The sequence below is a fragment of the Ruegeria sp. AM4 genome (assembly GCF_056540665.1).
Window position 1 is genome coordinate 34742 of record NZ_JBQFXD010000001.1, and the last position, 16968, is coordinate 51709.

15 protein-coding genes are annotated in these 16968 nt (G+C 60.0%); 2 read left to right on the forward strand and 13 right to left on the reverse strand.

Going from position 1 to position 16968, the window contains the following annotated elements; genetic code table 11:
* Positions 1–3 precede the first annotated feature (3 nt).
* From ACR0JA_RS00175 to ACR0JA_RS00200, 6 genes are read right to left on the reverse strand one after another with little or no spacing between them, the layout of a single operon-like run.
* The gene (locus ACR0JA_RS00175; protein WP_480568251.1) at positions 4–390 is read right to left on the reverse strand and encodes a Na+/H+ antiporter subunit G; all 387 of its coding nucleotides are present in this window, start codon (positions 388–390) and stop codon (positions 4–6) included.
* 7 nt (positions 391–397) lie between these two features.
* Complete coding sequence (locus ACR0JA_RS00180; RefSeq protein WP_480568255.1) at positions 398–667, reverse strand: K+/H+ antiporter subunit F; 270 nt, start codon at positions 665–667, stop codon at positions 398–400.
* Positions 664–1161 (reverse strand): Na+/H+ antiporter subunit E, encoded by a 498-nt coding sequence (locus ACR0JA_RS00185; protein ID WP_480568258.1) that lies wholly within the window; start codon positions 1159–1161, stop codon positions 664–666. The genes ACR0JA_RS00180 and ACR0JA_RS00185 overlap by 4 nt, the downstream gene beginning before the upstream one ends.
* Complete coding sequence (locus tag ACR0JA_RS00190) at positions 1161–2705, reverse strand: monovalent cation/H+ antiporter subunit D (protein ID WP_480568261.1); 1545 nt, start codon at positions 2703–2705, stop codon at positions 1161–1163. The genes ACR0JA_RS00185 and ACR0JA_RS00190 overlap by 1 nt, the downstream gene beginning before the upstream one ends.
* Positions 2702–3061: a Na+/H+ antiporter subunit C gene (locus ACR0JA_RS00195; protein ID WP_480568264.1), complete on the reverse strand. Its 360-nt coding sequence runs from the start codon at positions 3059–3061 to the stop codon at positions 2702–2704. Before ACR0JA_RS00195 ends, ACR0JA_RS00190 begins: the two co-directional genes overlap by 4 nt.
* Positions 3061–5931: a monovalent cation/H+ antiporter subunit A gene (locus ACR0JA_RS00200; RefSeq protein WP_480568267.1), complete on the reverse strand. Its 2871-nt coding sequence runs from the start codon at positions 5929–5931 to the stop codon at positions 3061–3063. The genes ACR0JA_RS00195 and ACR0JA_RS00200 overlap by 1 nt, the downstream gene beginning before the upstream one ends.
* Before the next feature lie 223 nt (positions 5932–6154).
* Between ACR0JA_RS00200 and ACR0JA_RS00205 the strand changes: the two genes are divergently transcribed.
* Positions 6155–6625: a rhodanese-like domain-containing protein gene (locus tag ACR0JA_RS00205; protein WP_480568269.1), complete on the forward strand. Its 471-nt coding sequence runs from the start codon at positions 6155–6157 to the stop codon at positions 6623–6625.
* Complete coding sequence (locus tag ACR0JA_RS00210; RefSeq protein WP_480568272.1) at positions 6625–7440, forward strand: CE1 family esterase; 816 nt, start codon at positions 6625–6627, stop codon at positions 7438–7440. Before ACR0JA_RS00205 ends, ACR0JA_RS00210 begins: the two co-directional genes overlap by 1 nt.
* Here ACR0JA_RS00210 and mdoH read toward each other — a convergent pair whose 3' ends face one another.
* The 7 genes from mdoH to ACR0JA_RS00245 form a co-directional block, all read right to left on the reverse strand.
* Positions 7441–9312 (reverse strand): glucans biosynthesis glucosyltransferase MdoH, encoded by a 1872-nt coding sequence (mdoH, locus tag ACR0JA_RS00215; RefSeq protein ID WP_480568275.1) that lies wholly within the window; start codon positions 9310–9312, stop codon positions 7441–7443. It abuts the gene before it with no gap.
* Positions 9309–10808 (reverse strand): OpgD/OpgG family glucan biosynthesis protein, encoded by a 1500-nt coding sequence (locus ACR0JA_RS00220; protein WP_480568278.1) that lies wholly within the window; start codon positions 10806–10808, stop codon positions 9309–9311. Before ACR0JA_RS00220 ends, mdoH begins: the two co-directional genes overlap by 4 nt.
* On the reverse strand, positions 10805–12022 hold the full coding sequence (locus tag ACR0JA_RS00225; RefSeq protein ID WP_480568282.1) for an OpgC family protein: 1218 nt from the start codon (positions 12020–12022) through the stop codon (positions 10805–10807). The genes ACR0JA_RS00220 and ACR0JA_RS00225 overlap by 4 nt, the downstream gene beginning before the upstream one ends.
* 34 nt (positions 12023–12056) lie before the next feature.
* Entirely contained in the window at positions 12057–13427 is a 1371-nt protein-coding gene (locus tag ACR0JA_RS00230) for a tetratricopeptide repeat protein (protein WP_480568284.1), read from the reverse strand.
* 180 nt (positions 13428–13607) lie between these two features.
* Positions 13608–14792: a CaiB/BaiF CoA transferase family protein gene (locus ACR0JA_RS00235; protein ID WP_480568287.1), complete on the reverse strand. Its 1185-nt coding sequence runs from the start codon at positions 14790–14792 to the stop codon at positions 13608–13610.
* Positions 14779–16398 (reverse strand): thiamine pyrophosphate-binding protein, encoded by a 1620-nt coding sequence (locus ACR0JA_RS00240; protein ID WP_480568290.1) that lies wholly within the window; start codon positions 16396–16398, stop codon positions 14779–14781. Before ACR0JA_RS00240 ends, ACR0JA_RS00235 begins: the two co-directional genes overlap by 14 nt.
* An 80-nt stretch (positions 16399–16478) precedes the next feature.
* A complete protein-coding gene (locus ACR0JA_RS00245; RefSeq protein WP_480568293.1) occupies positions 16479–16943 on the reverse strand; it encodes a DUF302 domain-containing protein in 465 nt (154 codons plus the stop codon).
* Positions 16944–16968 lie beyond the last annotated feature (25 nt).

Consider the following 16968-nt stretch of genomic DNA (forward strand, 5'->3'; position numbering starts at 1 on the left):
TATTCAGTTCGTGCTGTGGTCTGGAACGTCCTCGACCTGTTCGACCGCGTGGGTAGCCCAAAGCTCGTCCTCGCCCGCGTCCGGCAGATCCTCTGGCTTTTCATGGCGATGAATGTGCCATTTGGCAATGAACAGAGCCGTGATCGGGGCCGTGAGGAACAGGAACAGCGTGATCAGCAACTCGTGCAGGGACGCATGATCTTCCAGCAGGATCGAGTGACAGATCGAGGCAAGCAGCACGCCACCCACGCCCAACGTCGTCGCCTTTGTTGGCGCGTGCAGTCGTGACATGGGGTCTTTCAGCTTGATCATGCCGAACGAGCCGACAAAGCCGAAGATGCCCGAGACGATCAGGAAGAACGCGATCAGAAATTCGAACAGGAAATCCATACCGCCCTCACTCGATGATATTGCCGCGCAGCATAAAGCGCGCGTAAGCCACGGTTGAGACAAAACCCAGCATTGCGATGATCATGGCGGCTTCGAAGAAAATTTCGGTTCCCAGCCTCAGGCCGTAAAGGATCATCAAGGCAATGGTGTTGATCACCATCGTATCCAGCGCCAGAACGCGGGTGCCGACCCCTTCTGCGGTTATGATCCTCCACAGGCACATCATGATTGCTGCGCCAAAGCAGCCAAAGGCAAAATAGGTCGCAAACATGATCATTCGAAAATCTCCATCAGGCGGCGCTCGTAGCGGCTTTTGATTTGATCCCGAACTGCGTCGGTGTCAGCGGCGTCAAGGCAATGGACCAGCAGGTTATGGCCTTGCGCAGACAGGTCGCAGCTGACCGTGCCTGGCGTCATGGTGATCGTGCCCGCCAGAACCGTGATCGCCTCGGGCGTGCGCAGCTCGAGCGGGATGCACACCCAGTTGGGTTGCCGGTCTGCATCGCGTTTGAACAGGATGATGCGGGCAACCGTGATGTTGGCCATCACGATGTCCCACAGAACGACAAGGATATATTCGACCACCATCGGCCAGTTGCGCAGCTTGGGCCGGTCTGGCCAATAGGGTTGGGTGATGAACGGGATGATGATCCCCAGCATCAGGCCAAAGACAAGCGAGTTCAGCGATGGCGAATTCGCCAGCAACATCCAGACCAGCGTCAGCAGAAAGGTCAGATGCGGGTGGGGGAAAATTCTGTGCAGCAGCTTCATTACTCTTCCCTCCCCAAAACGGCCGAGATGTAATCATCAGGATTGAACAATTGCATGGCGGTCTTCTGAGTGTATTCGAGCGCGGGGCCCGCAAACAAGGTCAGCAACCCCAGGCCCAGAACCAGTGCAAAGACTGATGTAAAGGCCAGACCCGGTTGCGGCTCGAGCGCAACTTGCGGCTCTGCCTCGTCCGTGTCCTGCGGCTCGGGGCGGGGAATGACCTGCACATCGTGACTTTTCCAGAAGATCAGCGTGCCTGCGCGGGCCAGACCGACAATGGTCACGAATGAGCCGATCAGGATCACCGCCCAGACTGCATTGGCATCTGGCGCGTCGCGCGCAGCGTCCAGAACCAGAAGTTTGCCGATGAAGCCCGACAGTGGTGGCATCCCGGCCATCGCGATTGCGCCAACGAAGAACAGCGCTGAAATCAGACCACTCTGAGGGATCGGCTGAGCGGGGGTGATGACCCCGTTGCGCCGCTCCATAACCAGATCGGCAACCAGAAACAGCAGGGCCGTCGCCAGCGTCGAGTGGAAGACATAGTAAAGCGCTGCCGCGGTTGCTTGGGGTGCGAACAGAGAGATGGCGATCAGCAATGTCCCCATCGAGGCAATTGCGCAAAAAGCCACCATCCGGGCGATATGTTGCGAGCCAAGGATGCCAATGGCCCCAATGGCAAGCGTCAACAGTGCGGCGGGTTGCAACCATTCGCCCAGCAGCCCTTGGGTGACGACGACGTCGGGGCCAAAGATCATCGTATCAACCCGAATGATCGAATAGGCCCCCACTTTGGTCATGATTGCAAACAGGGCGGCGACGGGCAAAGGCGCGTTGGCATAGCTTGCAGGCAGCCAGAAATGCAGCGGCAAAACCGCTGCCTTAATGCAGAAGACCAGCAAGAGCAACACCGCGCCGACCCGCAGCAATGCGGTGTCCTCTGGCGGGATCTCGGCGACCTTGACGGCCAGATCGGCCATGTTCAGCGTTCCGGTAACCGCATAAAGCGTCCCCAGCGCGAACAGGAACAGGGTCGAGCCCAGCAGGTTATAGGCCACATATTGTACGCCCGCTTTCAGGCGCACCGCGCCACCGCCATGGGTCATCAATCCGTAGGACGCAATCAGCAGGACTTCGAAGAAAACAAACAGGTTGAAGGCGTCACCGGTCAGAAACGCGCCGCAGACGCCCATCAACTGGAAATGGAACAGGGCATGAAAGTGCTTTCCACGCCCGTCCCAGCCCGATGCAATGGCATAGAGAACGATCGGCAACGCCAGCAATGCGGTCAGCAGCACCATCATCGCCGACAATCTGTCCAGCACCAGAACGATACCAAACGGCGCGGGCCAGTCGCCCAGTTCATAGACCTGAATATCGCCGCCAGCGGCCTGCGCGGTGATCGTCAGCGCAATGCCCAACAGGCCGACAACACCCGCGACCGAAAAGATACGTTGCAGGTCCAGGTGATACCGCAAGACCATGATGATGAACGGGGCGAGGATCGCGGGCAGGACGATCGGCGCAACGATCCAGTGGTTCATGCGTCTTCTCCCGGCGCGTCTACGCTGTCCTGCGCGGTCATGTCGATATGGTCATCCTTCGCGGACAGGTAAGCGCTGAGCGAGATCATCACGATCACCGCCGTCATCCCGAAAGAGATCACGATGGCGGTGAGGACCAGCGCCTGTGGCAACGGATCGGTATAAGGCACCTCTTTGTATTTGTTCAGCACAGCCGGCGCGTTCAGCGCCAACCGACCGGTTGCGAACAGGAAAACGTTCACCGCATAGGTAATCAGGGACAGCCCCAGAATGACCGGAAATGTGCGACGGCGCAGGATCAGGAAAATTCCGGCGGCCGTCATGACGCCCACGGCAGAGGCTAAGAGCGCTTCCATCAGGCCTGCTCCTTGTCTTGTTCTTCTTCCGGTGGATCGTCCCGCAGTGGGTTGATATCCATCGGGAATTCTTGTGCAATGCCCGGTTGCCATGCAAACCGTGACAGGCTGTCCAGCGCCAGCATGACCGCGCCCAGAACGGCCAGGAACACGCCGGTGTCAAACAGGATGGCGGTGGCCCATTCAAACTCTTCCAGCGGTGGCCAATGGATATAGCCGAAATCGCTGGTCAGGAAGGGCCGTTCGTTGAACCAGGCACCCAGCCCGGTCGCCGCGGCGATCAATACGCCCCAGCCGATCGTACCGTGATAGTAGAACCTCTGCCGCTCGATCGCCCAGGTATAGCCGCTGGCCATATATTGCATCAGGAATGCAATCGCCACGATCAGACCGGCGATAAAACCACCGCCCGGCTGATTGTGACCGCGGAAAAAGATGTAGGCCCCGACCATCAGCGCAATCGGCATCATCACCCGAGTTGCCACCACCATCATCAGCGGATGCGAGTCGCCGGATTGCGGCCAGTGCGGTTTGCGGTTCAGCAAATAGCTACGCACGTTCGAATTCAAAACCGACTCGGTCAGGGCAAAGATGATCAGCGCAGCGATGCCCAGAACGATGATCTCGCCAAAGGTATCAAAGCCACGGAAGTCCACGAGGATGACGTTGACGACATTGGTGCCGCCACCACCTTTGTACGAGTTCGCCAAATGGAAATCCGAAATCGTCGGAAAGGCGAAATCGCGCATCATCAGGGCATAGATCAACCCTCCGGCGCCAATACCAGCCACGACCGAGATTGCCGCGTCCCGCCACCGGCGCCCGGCGGAGCTGTCCCACGGCGTTTCGGTTGGCAGGAAATTCAGCGACAACAGCAGCAGGATCATCGTCACCACTTCGACCGAAATCTGCGTCAGCGCCAGATCGGGGGCCGACAGGTAGTTGAACGCCATCGACACGATCAGACCCACAACGCCGATCAGCACAAGCGACAGCAGGCGGTTGCGGTGGAACCACATGATCGCCAACGTCGCGCCGACAAGGCAAATCCAGCCGATGATCGGGATCACCTGCGCTGGCAGGGGAACCCGGGTTTCGACACCAATCGTGCCGGTTGAATAGGCGTAGTACCCAAGTCCGACGGTGAAGGCGACGAAGATAATCGCATAGCGGCTAAGAACGCCGTTGTGCAATTCGTCGGTGATCCAGCGGCTGAGCCGGGTAAAGGCGTGGATAATCGCTTCGAAGATTGTCTTGGCTTCGGGGCGCGGCAGGGCGTTCCACAGTTTCTCGCCATGTTTGTGCAGCGACAACAGGAACAAACCGCCTAGCGTCGCAACGGCGGACATGTAGAGCGCGGGGGTAAATCCGTGCCACAGCTTCAGTGAATAATAGGGCAGCTTCTCGCCCCCTATCACCGCGCTCGAGACGACCGCAACCAGCGGACCGACAATTGCCGCCGAATACAGGCCGATCAACACGACGAGCACCACAAGGAAGGCCGGGGCAAGCCACAGACCAACGGGCGGGTCGTGCGGGGCATGCGGATAGTCATCGCGCTGCGGGCCGAGGAATACGTGGGCAATAAACCGGAAGGAGTAGGCAGCCGAAAACAGCGCCGCCAACAGCGCCAGTCCTGGGACCAGATAGTGAGAGTTCAGCCACGTCGTGTGGACCGTTTCCTCAAGCATCATTTCTTTCGACAGGAACCCGTTCAACGGGGGCAGGCCAGCCATCGAAAGTGCTGCGACCGTACCTATCGTGAAGGAAATCGGCATCAGGTGACGCAGGCCGCCCAGTCTTTTGATGTCGCGCGTTCCGGTCTCGTGGTCCACGATCCCGGCGGTCATGAAAAGGGCAGCCTTGAAAGTCGCGTGGTTGATGATGTGGAACACGGCGGCGACGGCGGCGAATTTGGTGCCAAAGCCCAGCAACATGGTCACCAGGCCCAGATGCGACACGGTCGAAAACGCCAACAGCGCCTTTAGATCATCCTTGAACAGCGCAATCACTGCGCCGATCAGCATGGTCACCAGACCCGTGGTGGCGACGATGTAGAACCACGCATCCGTTCCAGCCAGAACCGGCCACATCCGCGCCATCAGGAACAGCCCGGCCTTCACCATCGTAGCCGAATGCAGATAGGCCGAAACAGGCGTCGGTGCCGCCATGGCATGCGGCAGCCAGAAGTGGAACGGGAACTGTGCCGACTTGGTGAAACAGCCCAGAAGGATCAGGATCAGTGCGGGCAGGTAATAGGGCGACGCCTGGATCAAGTCTTTGTTCTGCAAAATGACGCTCAGATCATAGGAGCCCACGATATTGCCCAGAATCAGCATGCCGGCGATCATCGCGAGCCCGCCCGACCCGGTGACGGCCAGTGCCATGCGCGCGCCTTGACGTCCTTCGGGAAGGTGTTTCCAATAGCCGATCAGAAGGAATGAACTTAGTGAGGTAAGCTCCCAGAAAATAAGCAAAAGAAGGACGTTGTCCGACAGAACGATCCCCACCATCGCGCCCTGAAACAGCAGCAGGTAGGTATAGAACTGCCCCATCGGATCCTCGCGCGACAGGTAGAACCGCGCGTAGAGGATGATCAGCAGGCCAATCCCCAAGATCAGCAGCGCGAACAGGAACCCCAGCCCGTCCAGCATGAAGTTTGCGTTCAGGCCAAGCCCGGGTATCCAGTCGAACCGGGCGGTTACCACGTCGCCACGCATCACGCTCGGAATGTGAAGAAGTAGCCCCATCAACGCCAGAAACGAGGTCAAACCCGCCGCCGAAGCCGCAGCGTTCCGGCCTGCGCGGATCAGCAGGGCGGGAAAGACAGCTCCGAGAAAAGGAAGGGCCGCGATGAGGAATAGGGACAATTGCGATACTCCGGTCTTAGCGGTCAGGATGGACTGAATTAGTAAGGATAATTTTATGACTGTCCAGATATTGCAAGTCATTCAGGGTGGCTGCGACGTTGTTTCCGGTCGCGCGGGGTGCCGCTCAAGTTGACAGGAACTTGATCTGGGCGCGCGATTTTCGGACGCAAAGATTGGTCTCTCATGTGCTAGAAACCCGGAAAGAGAAACAAGAGCGGGCTGCGTGGTGAAAACGGCGAAACAGACACGGCGATGGGTCCTTGCGGGGGCAGGGGCGGCCTTGGTCGGGGGCTTCGCCATTCGCCAGTACCGCCTGATCCCGCCTGACTACGCCGGTGGGCGTCTTGATGTGGTGCAGGCACACGCACAGGCCGTGTCGGGTGGCATCCTGCTGGTTGATATCCGAACCCCGGATGAATGGCAGGCCACCGGTATCGGCGAAGGTGCCCACCCGCTGGACATGCGGCGCGAGGATTTTGCGCAGGCTCTCTCTGATCTGGTATCGGGCGATATGGATCGGCCCGTGGCCCTGATTTGTGCGCGGGGTGTCCGTTCAGCCCGGCTTAGCAATCGATTGACCGAGGCCGGGTTCGCGCAGATCATAGATGTGCCCGAAGGCATGTTGGGTTCGGCCGCGGGGCCGGGTTGGGTCCGCGCCGGATTACCGGTTCGAGATTACGAGGGAAACGTTTGATGACCTGGAAACCCTGTCTGGCCGTCTGTCTGGCCCTGTCCGCACAATCCGCGCAGGCCGCATGCGGCCCGGATGAAGGTATGTGCGAAACCGAAAACGGCGGTTATCAGATCGAGCTGCCCAAAGCGGACAATCCACCGCTTGTGGTTTTCCTGCACGGATATGGCGGAACCGGCAGTGGGACGATGAAGAACCGAGGCATGGTCGAGCCCCTGTTGGACCGTGGTTATGCGGTCATGGCCCCGGAAGGGGCGATGCGAAACGGGCGGCAAAGCTGGAATTTCTACCCCGGATGGGAAGGGCGAGACGAGACCGCGTTTCTGACCGAAGTTGTGCAGGATGCGGCGGACCGCTTCGGGATCGATTCCGATCGCGTCATGCTGGGCGGGTTTTCCGCCGGTGCCTTCATGGTCTACTACCTCGCCTGTGACGCGCCCGAGACGTTCTCGGCCTATGTGCCGGTCTCTGGCGGGTTCTGGCGCCCACATCCCGAAGACTGCGCAGGCCCGGTGCGGTTGTTTCACACTCATGGATGGACTGACAATGTGGTGCCCCTAGAGGGTCGAATTCTGGGCGGAGGCAGATTTCATCAGGGCGATATCTTTGCGGGTCTGGAAATCTGGCGCGAGGCGAATGAATGCGCCGACACCAAGCCCTCGGGGTTTGGCCAAACCGAACAGTTCATGCGTCGTAAGTGGACCGGATGCGCCGAAGGTGGAACGCTGGAGTTCGCGCTGTTTCCCGGAGGGCACAGTGTGCCAACCGGTTGGGCGGACATGATCGTGGACTGGTACGAGGGGTTGCCCGGCAGCTGATCACTCTGCCGGGGTCATCGTGCCCTTGCCTTCGACAAGCCGCTTCAACTCATCCCGATAATGACGCGCCGACCGCGTGATGGCTGGTTCTTTGACGTCTTCGCGCATGCCAAGCATCTGCCGTGCAGCCCCTGCCGAAACCCCGCTGAACGCCGATAGCGGAATGGCCAGCGCCAGGCTTATGGCAATCGGGGCCAGCCACACGGACACCAGACCGGCCAGAATACCTGCAGTCAGTGCCAAGCCGCTGACGGTTTCTAGTGCGTGACACAGGACCAGCGTGCGCAAGCCATAGGTGCCACCGTCGCGCGCCTGAGGCGACCAGCCGCGTTGAATGCCGAAAGCGGTGCGGAACACGGCGATCATCTGTTGCACCATCAGGATCGGGGCATAGAGGATCGACAAAACAACCTCGGCCAGGAACGAGGTGAAAAAGCGCTGCCCGCTGCCGAACTCGGAATACCGGACACCGCTGAGCGGCAACGCCAGAACGCCAAGCACCTTGGGGGCCAGCAGCATCGCGTACATGACCAGAATGATCAGCACATGGCGCGTTTCAGACATCTCGGGCCATTGCGGAAACAGCGGATTGTCGGGGCTGAAATAGTGCAGAACCGATGCATCCTTACCCTGACCGATCAGGGCCCACATCACCAGCAGAGCAAACCAGAGCGGCGACATCAGATACCCGACCGCGCCATGGAACATGTGGAAGCGCGAAACGGCCCGGAACCCGACTGAGCTCAGCAGTTTCAGATGTTGCAGGTTGCCCTGACACCAGCGACGATCCCGCAGGGCGTGGTCGATCAGCGTGGGCGGAGTTTCTTCGTACGAGCCGCGAATGCGGGGCAGGAACCGCACGCCCCAGCCAGCCCGACGCAGCAGACCAGCCTCGACGAAATCGTGGCTCATGATCAGCTTGTCCTGCCCGCCGAAGGACCGCAGCTTGGGCAGCCCCGCGCAGGAGGCAAAGGCCCGAGTGCGTATGATCGCATTGTGGCCCCAATAATTGCCTTCTTGTCCGCACCAGCGGGCCAGACCTTCGGCAAAAGCGATGCCGTAGACACCGTTTGCGAATTGCTGCATCCGGGCAAAGACCGATTGCGCGCCGATCAGTTGCGGATAGCTTTGGATCAGGCCCGCACCGGGATCGCGGGCCAGCGAATCCGTCAGACGCAGGATGGCGCGACCGGTCATCAAGCTGTCAGCGTCCAGCACCAGCATCGCATCCCAATCAGCGCCCCATCGGCTGACCCAATCCGCGATATTGCCGACTTTGCGATCGGTATTTTCGGCGCGGCGGCGGTAGTAAAGCTCCAACCCCGGAGCGAGGGTCGTACGCAGAGCCTCGATACTGGCTTGCTCCTGTGCCGCAATCTCGGGGTCGCGGGTGTCGGACAGGATGAACATGGCATAGTGGTGCTGACCGCCACGCAGGCGCAGGTCTTCAAGCATGGTGCGTGCATTGCCCAGCACGTTCCACGGCACCTCGTTATAGACCGGCATCAACAGCGCCACCCGCAAAGGCTGCGCGCGACCCTGTCGTTTTGGCGGTTCCTGCCGAGACAGCGAGACCATCCCCAGCAGCACTGTGCAGACCGTGAAGGAAATCCAGAAGAAGTTGAATGAAATCAGCGTCAGCAGGATGCCTTCGATCAGGTTGATCCCTTCGGCCCCGAACCAGTCGCTCATGACCCACAGCAGGCCCAGCGTTGCCGCCATCGCGGGCGAGAACGCCAGCGCGCGCCAGAACCCTGCCGACCGGCGCGCGGGCCCTGATGGCACCTGCGCATCGCGGAACCCGGCGCTGAAATCCTGCGCGGGCATCGCCAGAGGGGCCTCGGGCGGCATTATGCGCAGATCATGGCTCATGTGGTCCACCGGTACAGCCAGACCTCGGATGCGGGTTGTTTACCGACCAGCAGTTGCGCGCGCAGTTCGACATGGTCGCGCTCACCCGGTTCGAACGAGAAGGCAAGGCGCACGCCGCCGGTGTCGGGGTTGCGCTGCAAAACGCCGTCCGATGTTTCGGCGTGGGGCGAGTTGGCAAAGATCGTAACCGCGTCCAGATCGTCGAATAGAGCGCTGGGTTCAAAATCAATCACGGCCAGTCGACCCTCGCCAAAGGTGTTTTCACCCATTGCGGTGTTGATCACGCGCGGCATTGGGGTGCGTTGCGGCTCATCCCCCCAGATCAGGCGATAGGACAGATCGACCTGGCTGCCAGCGGCATAGGGCTCGGCCGGACGCCAATAAGCGACGATGTTGTCATAGATCTCCTGATCGGCGGGAATTTCGACCAGCGTGACGGCACCCTTGCCCCAATCCCCGTTCGGTTCGACCCACAGACCGGGGCGTTTGTGGTAATTCGCCTCAAGATCGGCGTAGTCCGAGAACGCGCGCTTGCGCTGCATCAGACCAAAGCCCGCAGGGTTGGTATCCACAAAGGACGAGAATTGCAGGCGAGTCGGGTTGGCCAGTGGCCGCCATATCACCTCACCCGCGCCATTGCGGATCAGCAACCCGTCGCTGTCGTGGACAGCGGGGCGGAAGTCGTCAAAACGGCTGTGGTTGGTCTGATCGAACAGGAACATCGACGTGCCCGGCGCGATCCCTACATGGGGCAGTTCCTCACGCGGGAATAGCGTAGCCTCAACGTCCATGATGCAGTCCGCCCCCGCCGTGACGTTGAACCTGTAAGCTCCGGCAACGCTGGGGCTGTCCATCAGCGCGTGTACGACCATATGACGTTGACCGGGTTCGGGGCGTTCCAGCCAGAACCGGATGAATTCGGGAAATTCCTCGCCTTCGGGGTCGCCGGTTTTCAGCGCCAGACCGCGTGCGGACAGGCCATAGACTTCGTGCAGACCAATGGCACGGAAATAGCTGGCCCCCTGCCAGACGCAGAACTCATCGGTTTTGCCGGGGCGGTGCATCTCGGTCCTAAGGCGCAGGCCCGAGAACCCCAGCGTGTCGTCGATGGGCAGTTCCGGCACATCTTCGGACTTGTCGAACATCGACAGGTCGAACGTGACGGGCTTGGTCATTCCGTCCTCGACCGTGGACACTTTCACCGTGCGCGGGAAATACAGGCCTGGGGTAAAGAAATCGACATTGAACGGCGTTTCAGTCTCGTACCACAGGGCGCGGTCCAGCCGGAACCGGATCGAGCGGTACTGCTGATAGGTCAGGTCCTGCCATTCCTGCGGGACCATCTCGCGCTCGGCATAGGGGCGACTGGCCAGATCGCGGGCCATCGCGATCACGTCCTTATGGTCAAAGGGCACCTCGCCGCCGGTTGCGAAAGCCGAGGGAGCCAGGGCCAGGGCCGTTGAAGAAGCCAGGAATGCGCGCCGTGTAAAATTCATTTCTTCGTCTTCCAAGGTTGTGACTTGAACCAGGCGGCCAGATAAGCCACGCCGATGATCATCGCAAAGCCAATCATGTTGGCGACAAAAACACTGGCAACATCCCGCCCACTCAGATCCAGTCCGACGCCGATAAGTCGCGCAGCTGCCATCGAAAAAACGAACACCGCTAGCGATTGCTGCCCGACTTTGGTGATGACGGTCAGCAGGAATTGCCAGACCTTTGCCGCAGCGCCCTGACCAGTTGCGATCAGACGATGGCCGTGCTCGCCCGCTGCGACCCAGCCCAGATAGGCGAGTGACAGGAAGTGCAGATAGCGGAACAGGCCGAAATCGGTCTTGTCGCGGAACTCTTTGGTGATCGGCCAGACCTTGCGGATTTCTTCGGCCAAATCAGGGGCCGCGGCGTTGATCCAAGAAAAGACCTTCCACGAGCCGAAGGGCATCGAGATTATCAGGAACAGCGTGGCGGCCCAGATCAGTGTTTTTGACACCGGCGGAGCAGGTATCCAGCCGCGCATGAAGGCGAACCCGGTGAAGAACAATAACTGCCAACCGAACGGGTTAAAGAACCACTGACGATCCGACCATGGCTCGGCCGGCAGGTCCAACATGTCTGTTTGGGCCACGAGCCACAGCGAGACCGACGCCAAGGCAACCGCCCAGAACCCGACCCGCGACAGGCCCATGACCAGGGGCATCATCGCCAGCACCACCAGATACATCGGCAGGATGTCGAAATAATTCGGCACATATGTCAGCGTGAACAACCCGACCATCTGCGGCGCAGGGTCGTTGAAGAAATGCTGCAGGTTCAGCGACGAGATATAGTTTTTCTCGAACAGGCCGCTCTGGTTCAGCGCGGCCATTGTCATGGCAACAAAGAAGAACAGGCAGATATGCGCCCAGTAGACCTGCCAGATGCGGAAGGACACGCGGGCCGTGCCCATCCACCAGCCCTTGCGCGCAAAGGCACCGCCAAAGGCGATGGCCGAAGCCATGCCCGAGCAGAACACAAAAATCTCGGTCGCGTCCGAGAACCCGAACCGAGCCGGGATCCACTTGGCCCAGGGGTCGTTCGGGATGTGGGCGATGAGGATGATGAACATCGCGATACCGCGATAGAAATCCAGGCGCGGGTCACGCGTGCGGGCAGGGGCGGCCGCCGGGGTCGCCACAGGTGCAAAATCAGAAGCGGGCGATAAAGTCGCCATACGGGTTCTGTCCTTCTTTGGTCTTTTTGTTTTGTTATTCAGCCGGAACGCTTTTTGCGTCGCCGTTGTCGCGGGCCGCGTCGATCAATGCGCGGCGCGCAAGTGCGTAATTGTCCTCGCCCCCGGCGCGTTTGGCGCGACGGTCGTCCAGAATGCGCTCGACCGCATCCAGACGGCCCGCGCGCAGGCCGGAATCGATTGTGATGCGCTCGAATACATCACGTTGGGCGTGGCTGCCACCTGCCAGTTGCATACCATCACGCGCAGTCGACAAAAAGTCGAACGCCGCGCCGTAAAGACCATCACCAAAGGCTTCCAGCCCCTTGGCGGCGGCAATGCCCGGATCGGACATGCGGATCGGAGTGTCGCCCTGGTTGCGCTGCGCATCCTTTTGGATTCGCTGCAATATCTTTCCGGTTGCGTCTGTACGCTTGTCGCCTGTCAGGGCCAGCAGATAGTGCAGGTCGGCAAAGATCAGACAGCCATCCTCGGTTCGGCTGGCGCTCAGATCCGCCAGTTCTTCCCAGCGGTTGCCGACGTCGACGCCTTCAAGCTCGAGCCGCGACAGCAGCGAGGTCGCGTTCGAGATATCGCGATAGTCGTCAGACTTGTCCTGACGGATGTGGGTGTCATAAAGCGCGATTACCTGATCGACCTGGCCGAGATCCAGATGCATCAACGCCTTGTGCCACCAGACGTGATAGCGAAAATTGTTGCAATGTGCCCAGGCATCTTCGCGCCCGGCCAGCCAGTCAAGACCCAGTTGCGCATTGCCCTTCATCTCGTGCACATGGGCAACCGCGTGCAAACCCCAAGCGTCATCGGCGGCCAGCCACAATGCCTGCCGTCCGGTGATCTCGGCCATTTCATAGGCGCCGGTTTCCTCGAGCGCAAAGGCATGGCAGCCCAGCAGGTATCCGCGGCCCGAGTGGTCTGGCGCGTAAGCGGGCAGGACGCGCTCGATCGAGCGACGCATGCCCTCGGCATCACCCAAAACAAACCGAATTGCATGGCTGAGCTTCATCGCCAGCGTGTCGTCGGGATGCGCGCGCAGGATTTCCTCGAACTTCTGTACAGCATGCGAGGGCAGGTCGGCCAGGTAAAGCTCCAGCGCCTGGACATAGAGCCGTTCGCGGGCGGTGATCGGTTGCCGGTCCATTGCCATCTTTGCGGCTGTCAGCGCGTCAACTGCTACCGGCATCAACTCGCGCCTGCCCAACAGGACCATGAACAACCCTTTGATGGTGTGACCCAGGGCAAAGTCGGGCTCAAGCTCCAGCACATTGACAAGATGCTGTGGCGTGACGGCTGCATGCGCCACGAACCCAAGCAGAACACCATCCCACGCGTCGACACTTGCCGCATGCGTCAGGGTGTTCAGCTGTCCAAAAACGTCTTGTTTCATACTTGGGCCCAATCCGGTTGCGATATTTGACACTGTTCGATGTAACAGAGTGTGCAGCCGCGTCGTAACAGTATCGACCCTGCTCTCGAATTGGTGAAAACGCGTGTGTGGAAAAAGTGAATAAATCCGCCGATTCAACGACATGTTTCAGCAACTTGCCGCTTAAATGGGCGGAGTGTTTCAATCTTCGAAGGGGGTATCCGACGCCAGAACGGCCTTGGTATCCGCCCCGCAGACCGGTGGCGCGCTGCGATATGTCACCGGTGTGCGCGACAGTTTGAGCGGATTCCCGATCAGTTCGACCTGTCCAGGATCGGCCTGCATAGAGATCTGCATCTGCCGCGCTGCAACCTGATCGCTGGCAAAGACCTGATCCAAGGTCCGTACCGGACCAACGGGCACCTTTCGCGCCTCGAGCCCTGTAATCACGTCGTCGGTGCTGCGCGTTTGAATTGCGGGCCGCAGAATGTCGTTCAGCGCGTCGCGGTGTTCCAGCCTTGACGGATTAGTCGCAAATCGCGGGTCTTCTGCAAGTTCCGGCATCTCAATGAATTCGCACATCCGTCCGAATTGGCCGTCATTTCCGACCGCCAGAATCACGTGGCCGTCGGATGTTTCATAGACCTCGTATGGCACGATGTTGGGATGCCCGTTGCCGCGCCTTTGCGGCACATTGCCCGAGGTCAGGTAGTTCACCCCCTCGTTGATCAGCCAGGCGACCTGCGCGTCCACCAGCGCCAGATCGATCTGCTGCCCTTCTCCGGTCTGGTCCCGGTGGCGCAGCGCGGCCAGAATGCCGACACAGGCATACATCCCGCACATGACGTCCGCGATACCGACCCCGACCTTCATCGGCGACCCCTGCGGATCACCGGTCAGAGACATGATCCCGCCATAGCCCTGCGCCATCAGGTCGTAACCCGGTTTCGATGCGTTTGGACCCGTTTGGCCGTAGCCCGAGATCGAGCAATAAACGAGGTCCGGATATTCCTGGGACAGCGTGGCATAGTCCAGCCCGTATTTGGCCAGACCACCGGGTTTGAAATTCTCGATCAGAATATCGGCCTGCGCGGCAAGACGCCGGATTTCGGCCTGACCTTCGGTGGTGGCGATATCCAGCGCCACGGATTTCTTGTTCCGGTTCGACGACATGAAATAGGCGCTCAGATCGGACCGGTTGCCGTCCGCATCGGTGACGTAAGGAGGACCCCATTGCCGTGTATCATCCCCGCCCGTTGCCGGATTTTCGATCTTGATGACACTGGCCCCCAGATCGCCCAGCAATTGCGTGCAGGTCGGTCCGGCCAGAATACGGCTCAGGTCCAAAACCTTGACGCCTTTCAGCGGACCCTCAGATGCGGCCATCATATCCTCCACGCTCGATCTCGGCGGCGATTACGGTGAAACGGTCAGCTTTGACAGCCTCCTCCAACGCCGCCCGCAGTTCTGAGCGGTTGCGGACCGTATGTCCATAGCCACCAAACGCGCGCCCCAGCGCGGCAAAGTCATGGCGGTCGAAATCTACGCCCCGGTTGCCCATCTGCCGCTGCCTCTGTTTCAATTCGATCAGCGCGAGGCTGGCGTCGACAAAGACCAGAAAGATCGGGTTGCCCCCCATCTCGGCAGCGGTCGACAGCTCTCCCGCAACCATTAGGAACCCGGCATCGCCGGAAAAGCTGATGACGGGTCGATCCGGTTCTGCCAGTTTCAAGCCGATGGCCATCGGTACTGCGCAGCCCATGGTGCAAAGGGCCGAGGACTGGATCAACCCACGTTCTTCTGAACAGGTCCACATCTGGCTCAGCAAGATGCGATGCGCGCCGCTGTCGGCGGTCGCCAGTGTCTCGGGTGGCAGAGCATCGCGGGTTTCGGCGATCACGGCTGCCGGCCCCCATTCCTCATCCGTCGGAAACGCCTGAGCCAGCGCCGCTTTGACAGCCGCCGGTTCATTGCCGGGCCAGGTTTTGCGCGCCGGATTGACCTTTGCTATTGCTTCGAGTGTTGATCCGGTATCCGCGACCAGATGCAGCCCGGCCTGATGCATATAGTGGTCATTGACTACGGCCGAGATGTCGATGACGCGCTTGTCTTCAGGGTCCCAGATCTCGCGCCAGCCGGGGCGCATTTCGATCGGGTCGTAGCCCAGACACAACACCAGGTCGGATTGTTCGACCAAAGGCACCAGATGTTTGTCGGCTAACGGTGAAAGACCCGCGCCGCCCAAGCACAATGGATGGTCTTCGGGGACGACGCCCTTGGCCTTATAGGTTGTGACAAAGGGTATGCCGAAATGTTCCAGGAACGCCTGCACGACGCTGCGCGATTCGTCATACATCACGTCGAGCCCGACAATTGCCAAAGGCCGCTCGGCTTCAGCCACCCAGCGCCGGGCCTTTTCAAGACACTCGCCCCCCGGTGAAACCGGCGCGACTTTTGCCAGGCGGCGGCGTTTGACACCGGACACACGCGTATCCGCAACCGAGATCGGAACGTCGATGTGAACCGGCCCGGGGCGTGGTTGATTTGCCAGCGACACCGCTTTGTCCGCGACGACATCGGCACCTTGAGCCGTCAACAGGAATGTCCCCTTGGTGATCGACTGGTAAACTTGGCTGTGGTCCATGACCTGATGGGTATAGGTCAGCGCCTCATCCGCATCGACGCAGCCTGTCAGAACAATCATCGGCACCCGGTCTTGCAACGCATTGGCGACCACATTGATTCCGTTCATTGCGCCCGGTCCAAGCGTTGCCACCAGAATGGCGGGCGCACGGTCGCGGTGATGCACGGCTTCGGCCATGAATCCAGCGGCGTTCTCATGCTTGGCCAGATGAAACGTAATACCGGCCTGTTCCAGCGCATCCACCAGCGTCAGAACTTCGCCGCCGGGCATTCCGAACGCGTGGCGGCACCCCGCTTCGTACAAGCGTTGGGCCAGTAGATCAGCGGCGCGGGGCGCTAGGTCCTGCATCAATCATGCTCCGAAGTTGTTCTTGTCGGAGCAGATTGCGGAGCCCGGCCCTGGACGCAAGCCAGATCACAGCAGTGTGACTATTTGACGGCCTGTTGCGCAATGGCGTGAAACGTTTTGTCCAGTTCTGCTGCAATATTGCGCAATTCATCCCCGCCATCGTCGGTATAAGGATCAAATACAAAGCTTGGCGTTTTGTAGGACAGGGTTGCAGATCCATCCGCGTTCTCGGTTACATAAAACCGGATCGGCGCTTCGATCATCGCTGCGGTCGAAGTCTCGAGAACACGCACCGCATAATCGTTGTTGAAAGCCCCAATCACCCGGTTGCCGGGTATTGTGATGCCACGCGCTGCCGCTGCCTTTGTCGGACCGGCCTGCGTGACCACGATCAACCCACCGTCTTTGATAGCCGATACAGTATCCGACACCAGGGCGTCATAGGGCTTGCCGGTCGGCAAAACCTCCCATCCCGGTCGCGGTTGCAGATCTTCCGCCCAGGCGGGCGCTGCCAGCAAGGCCAATGTGGCCAGTTTCAGTTTCATGGCGTCGCCCCCAGTTTCTGGTGGG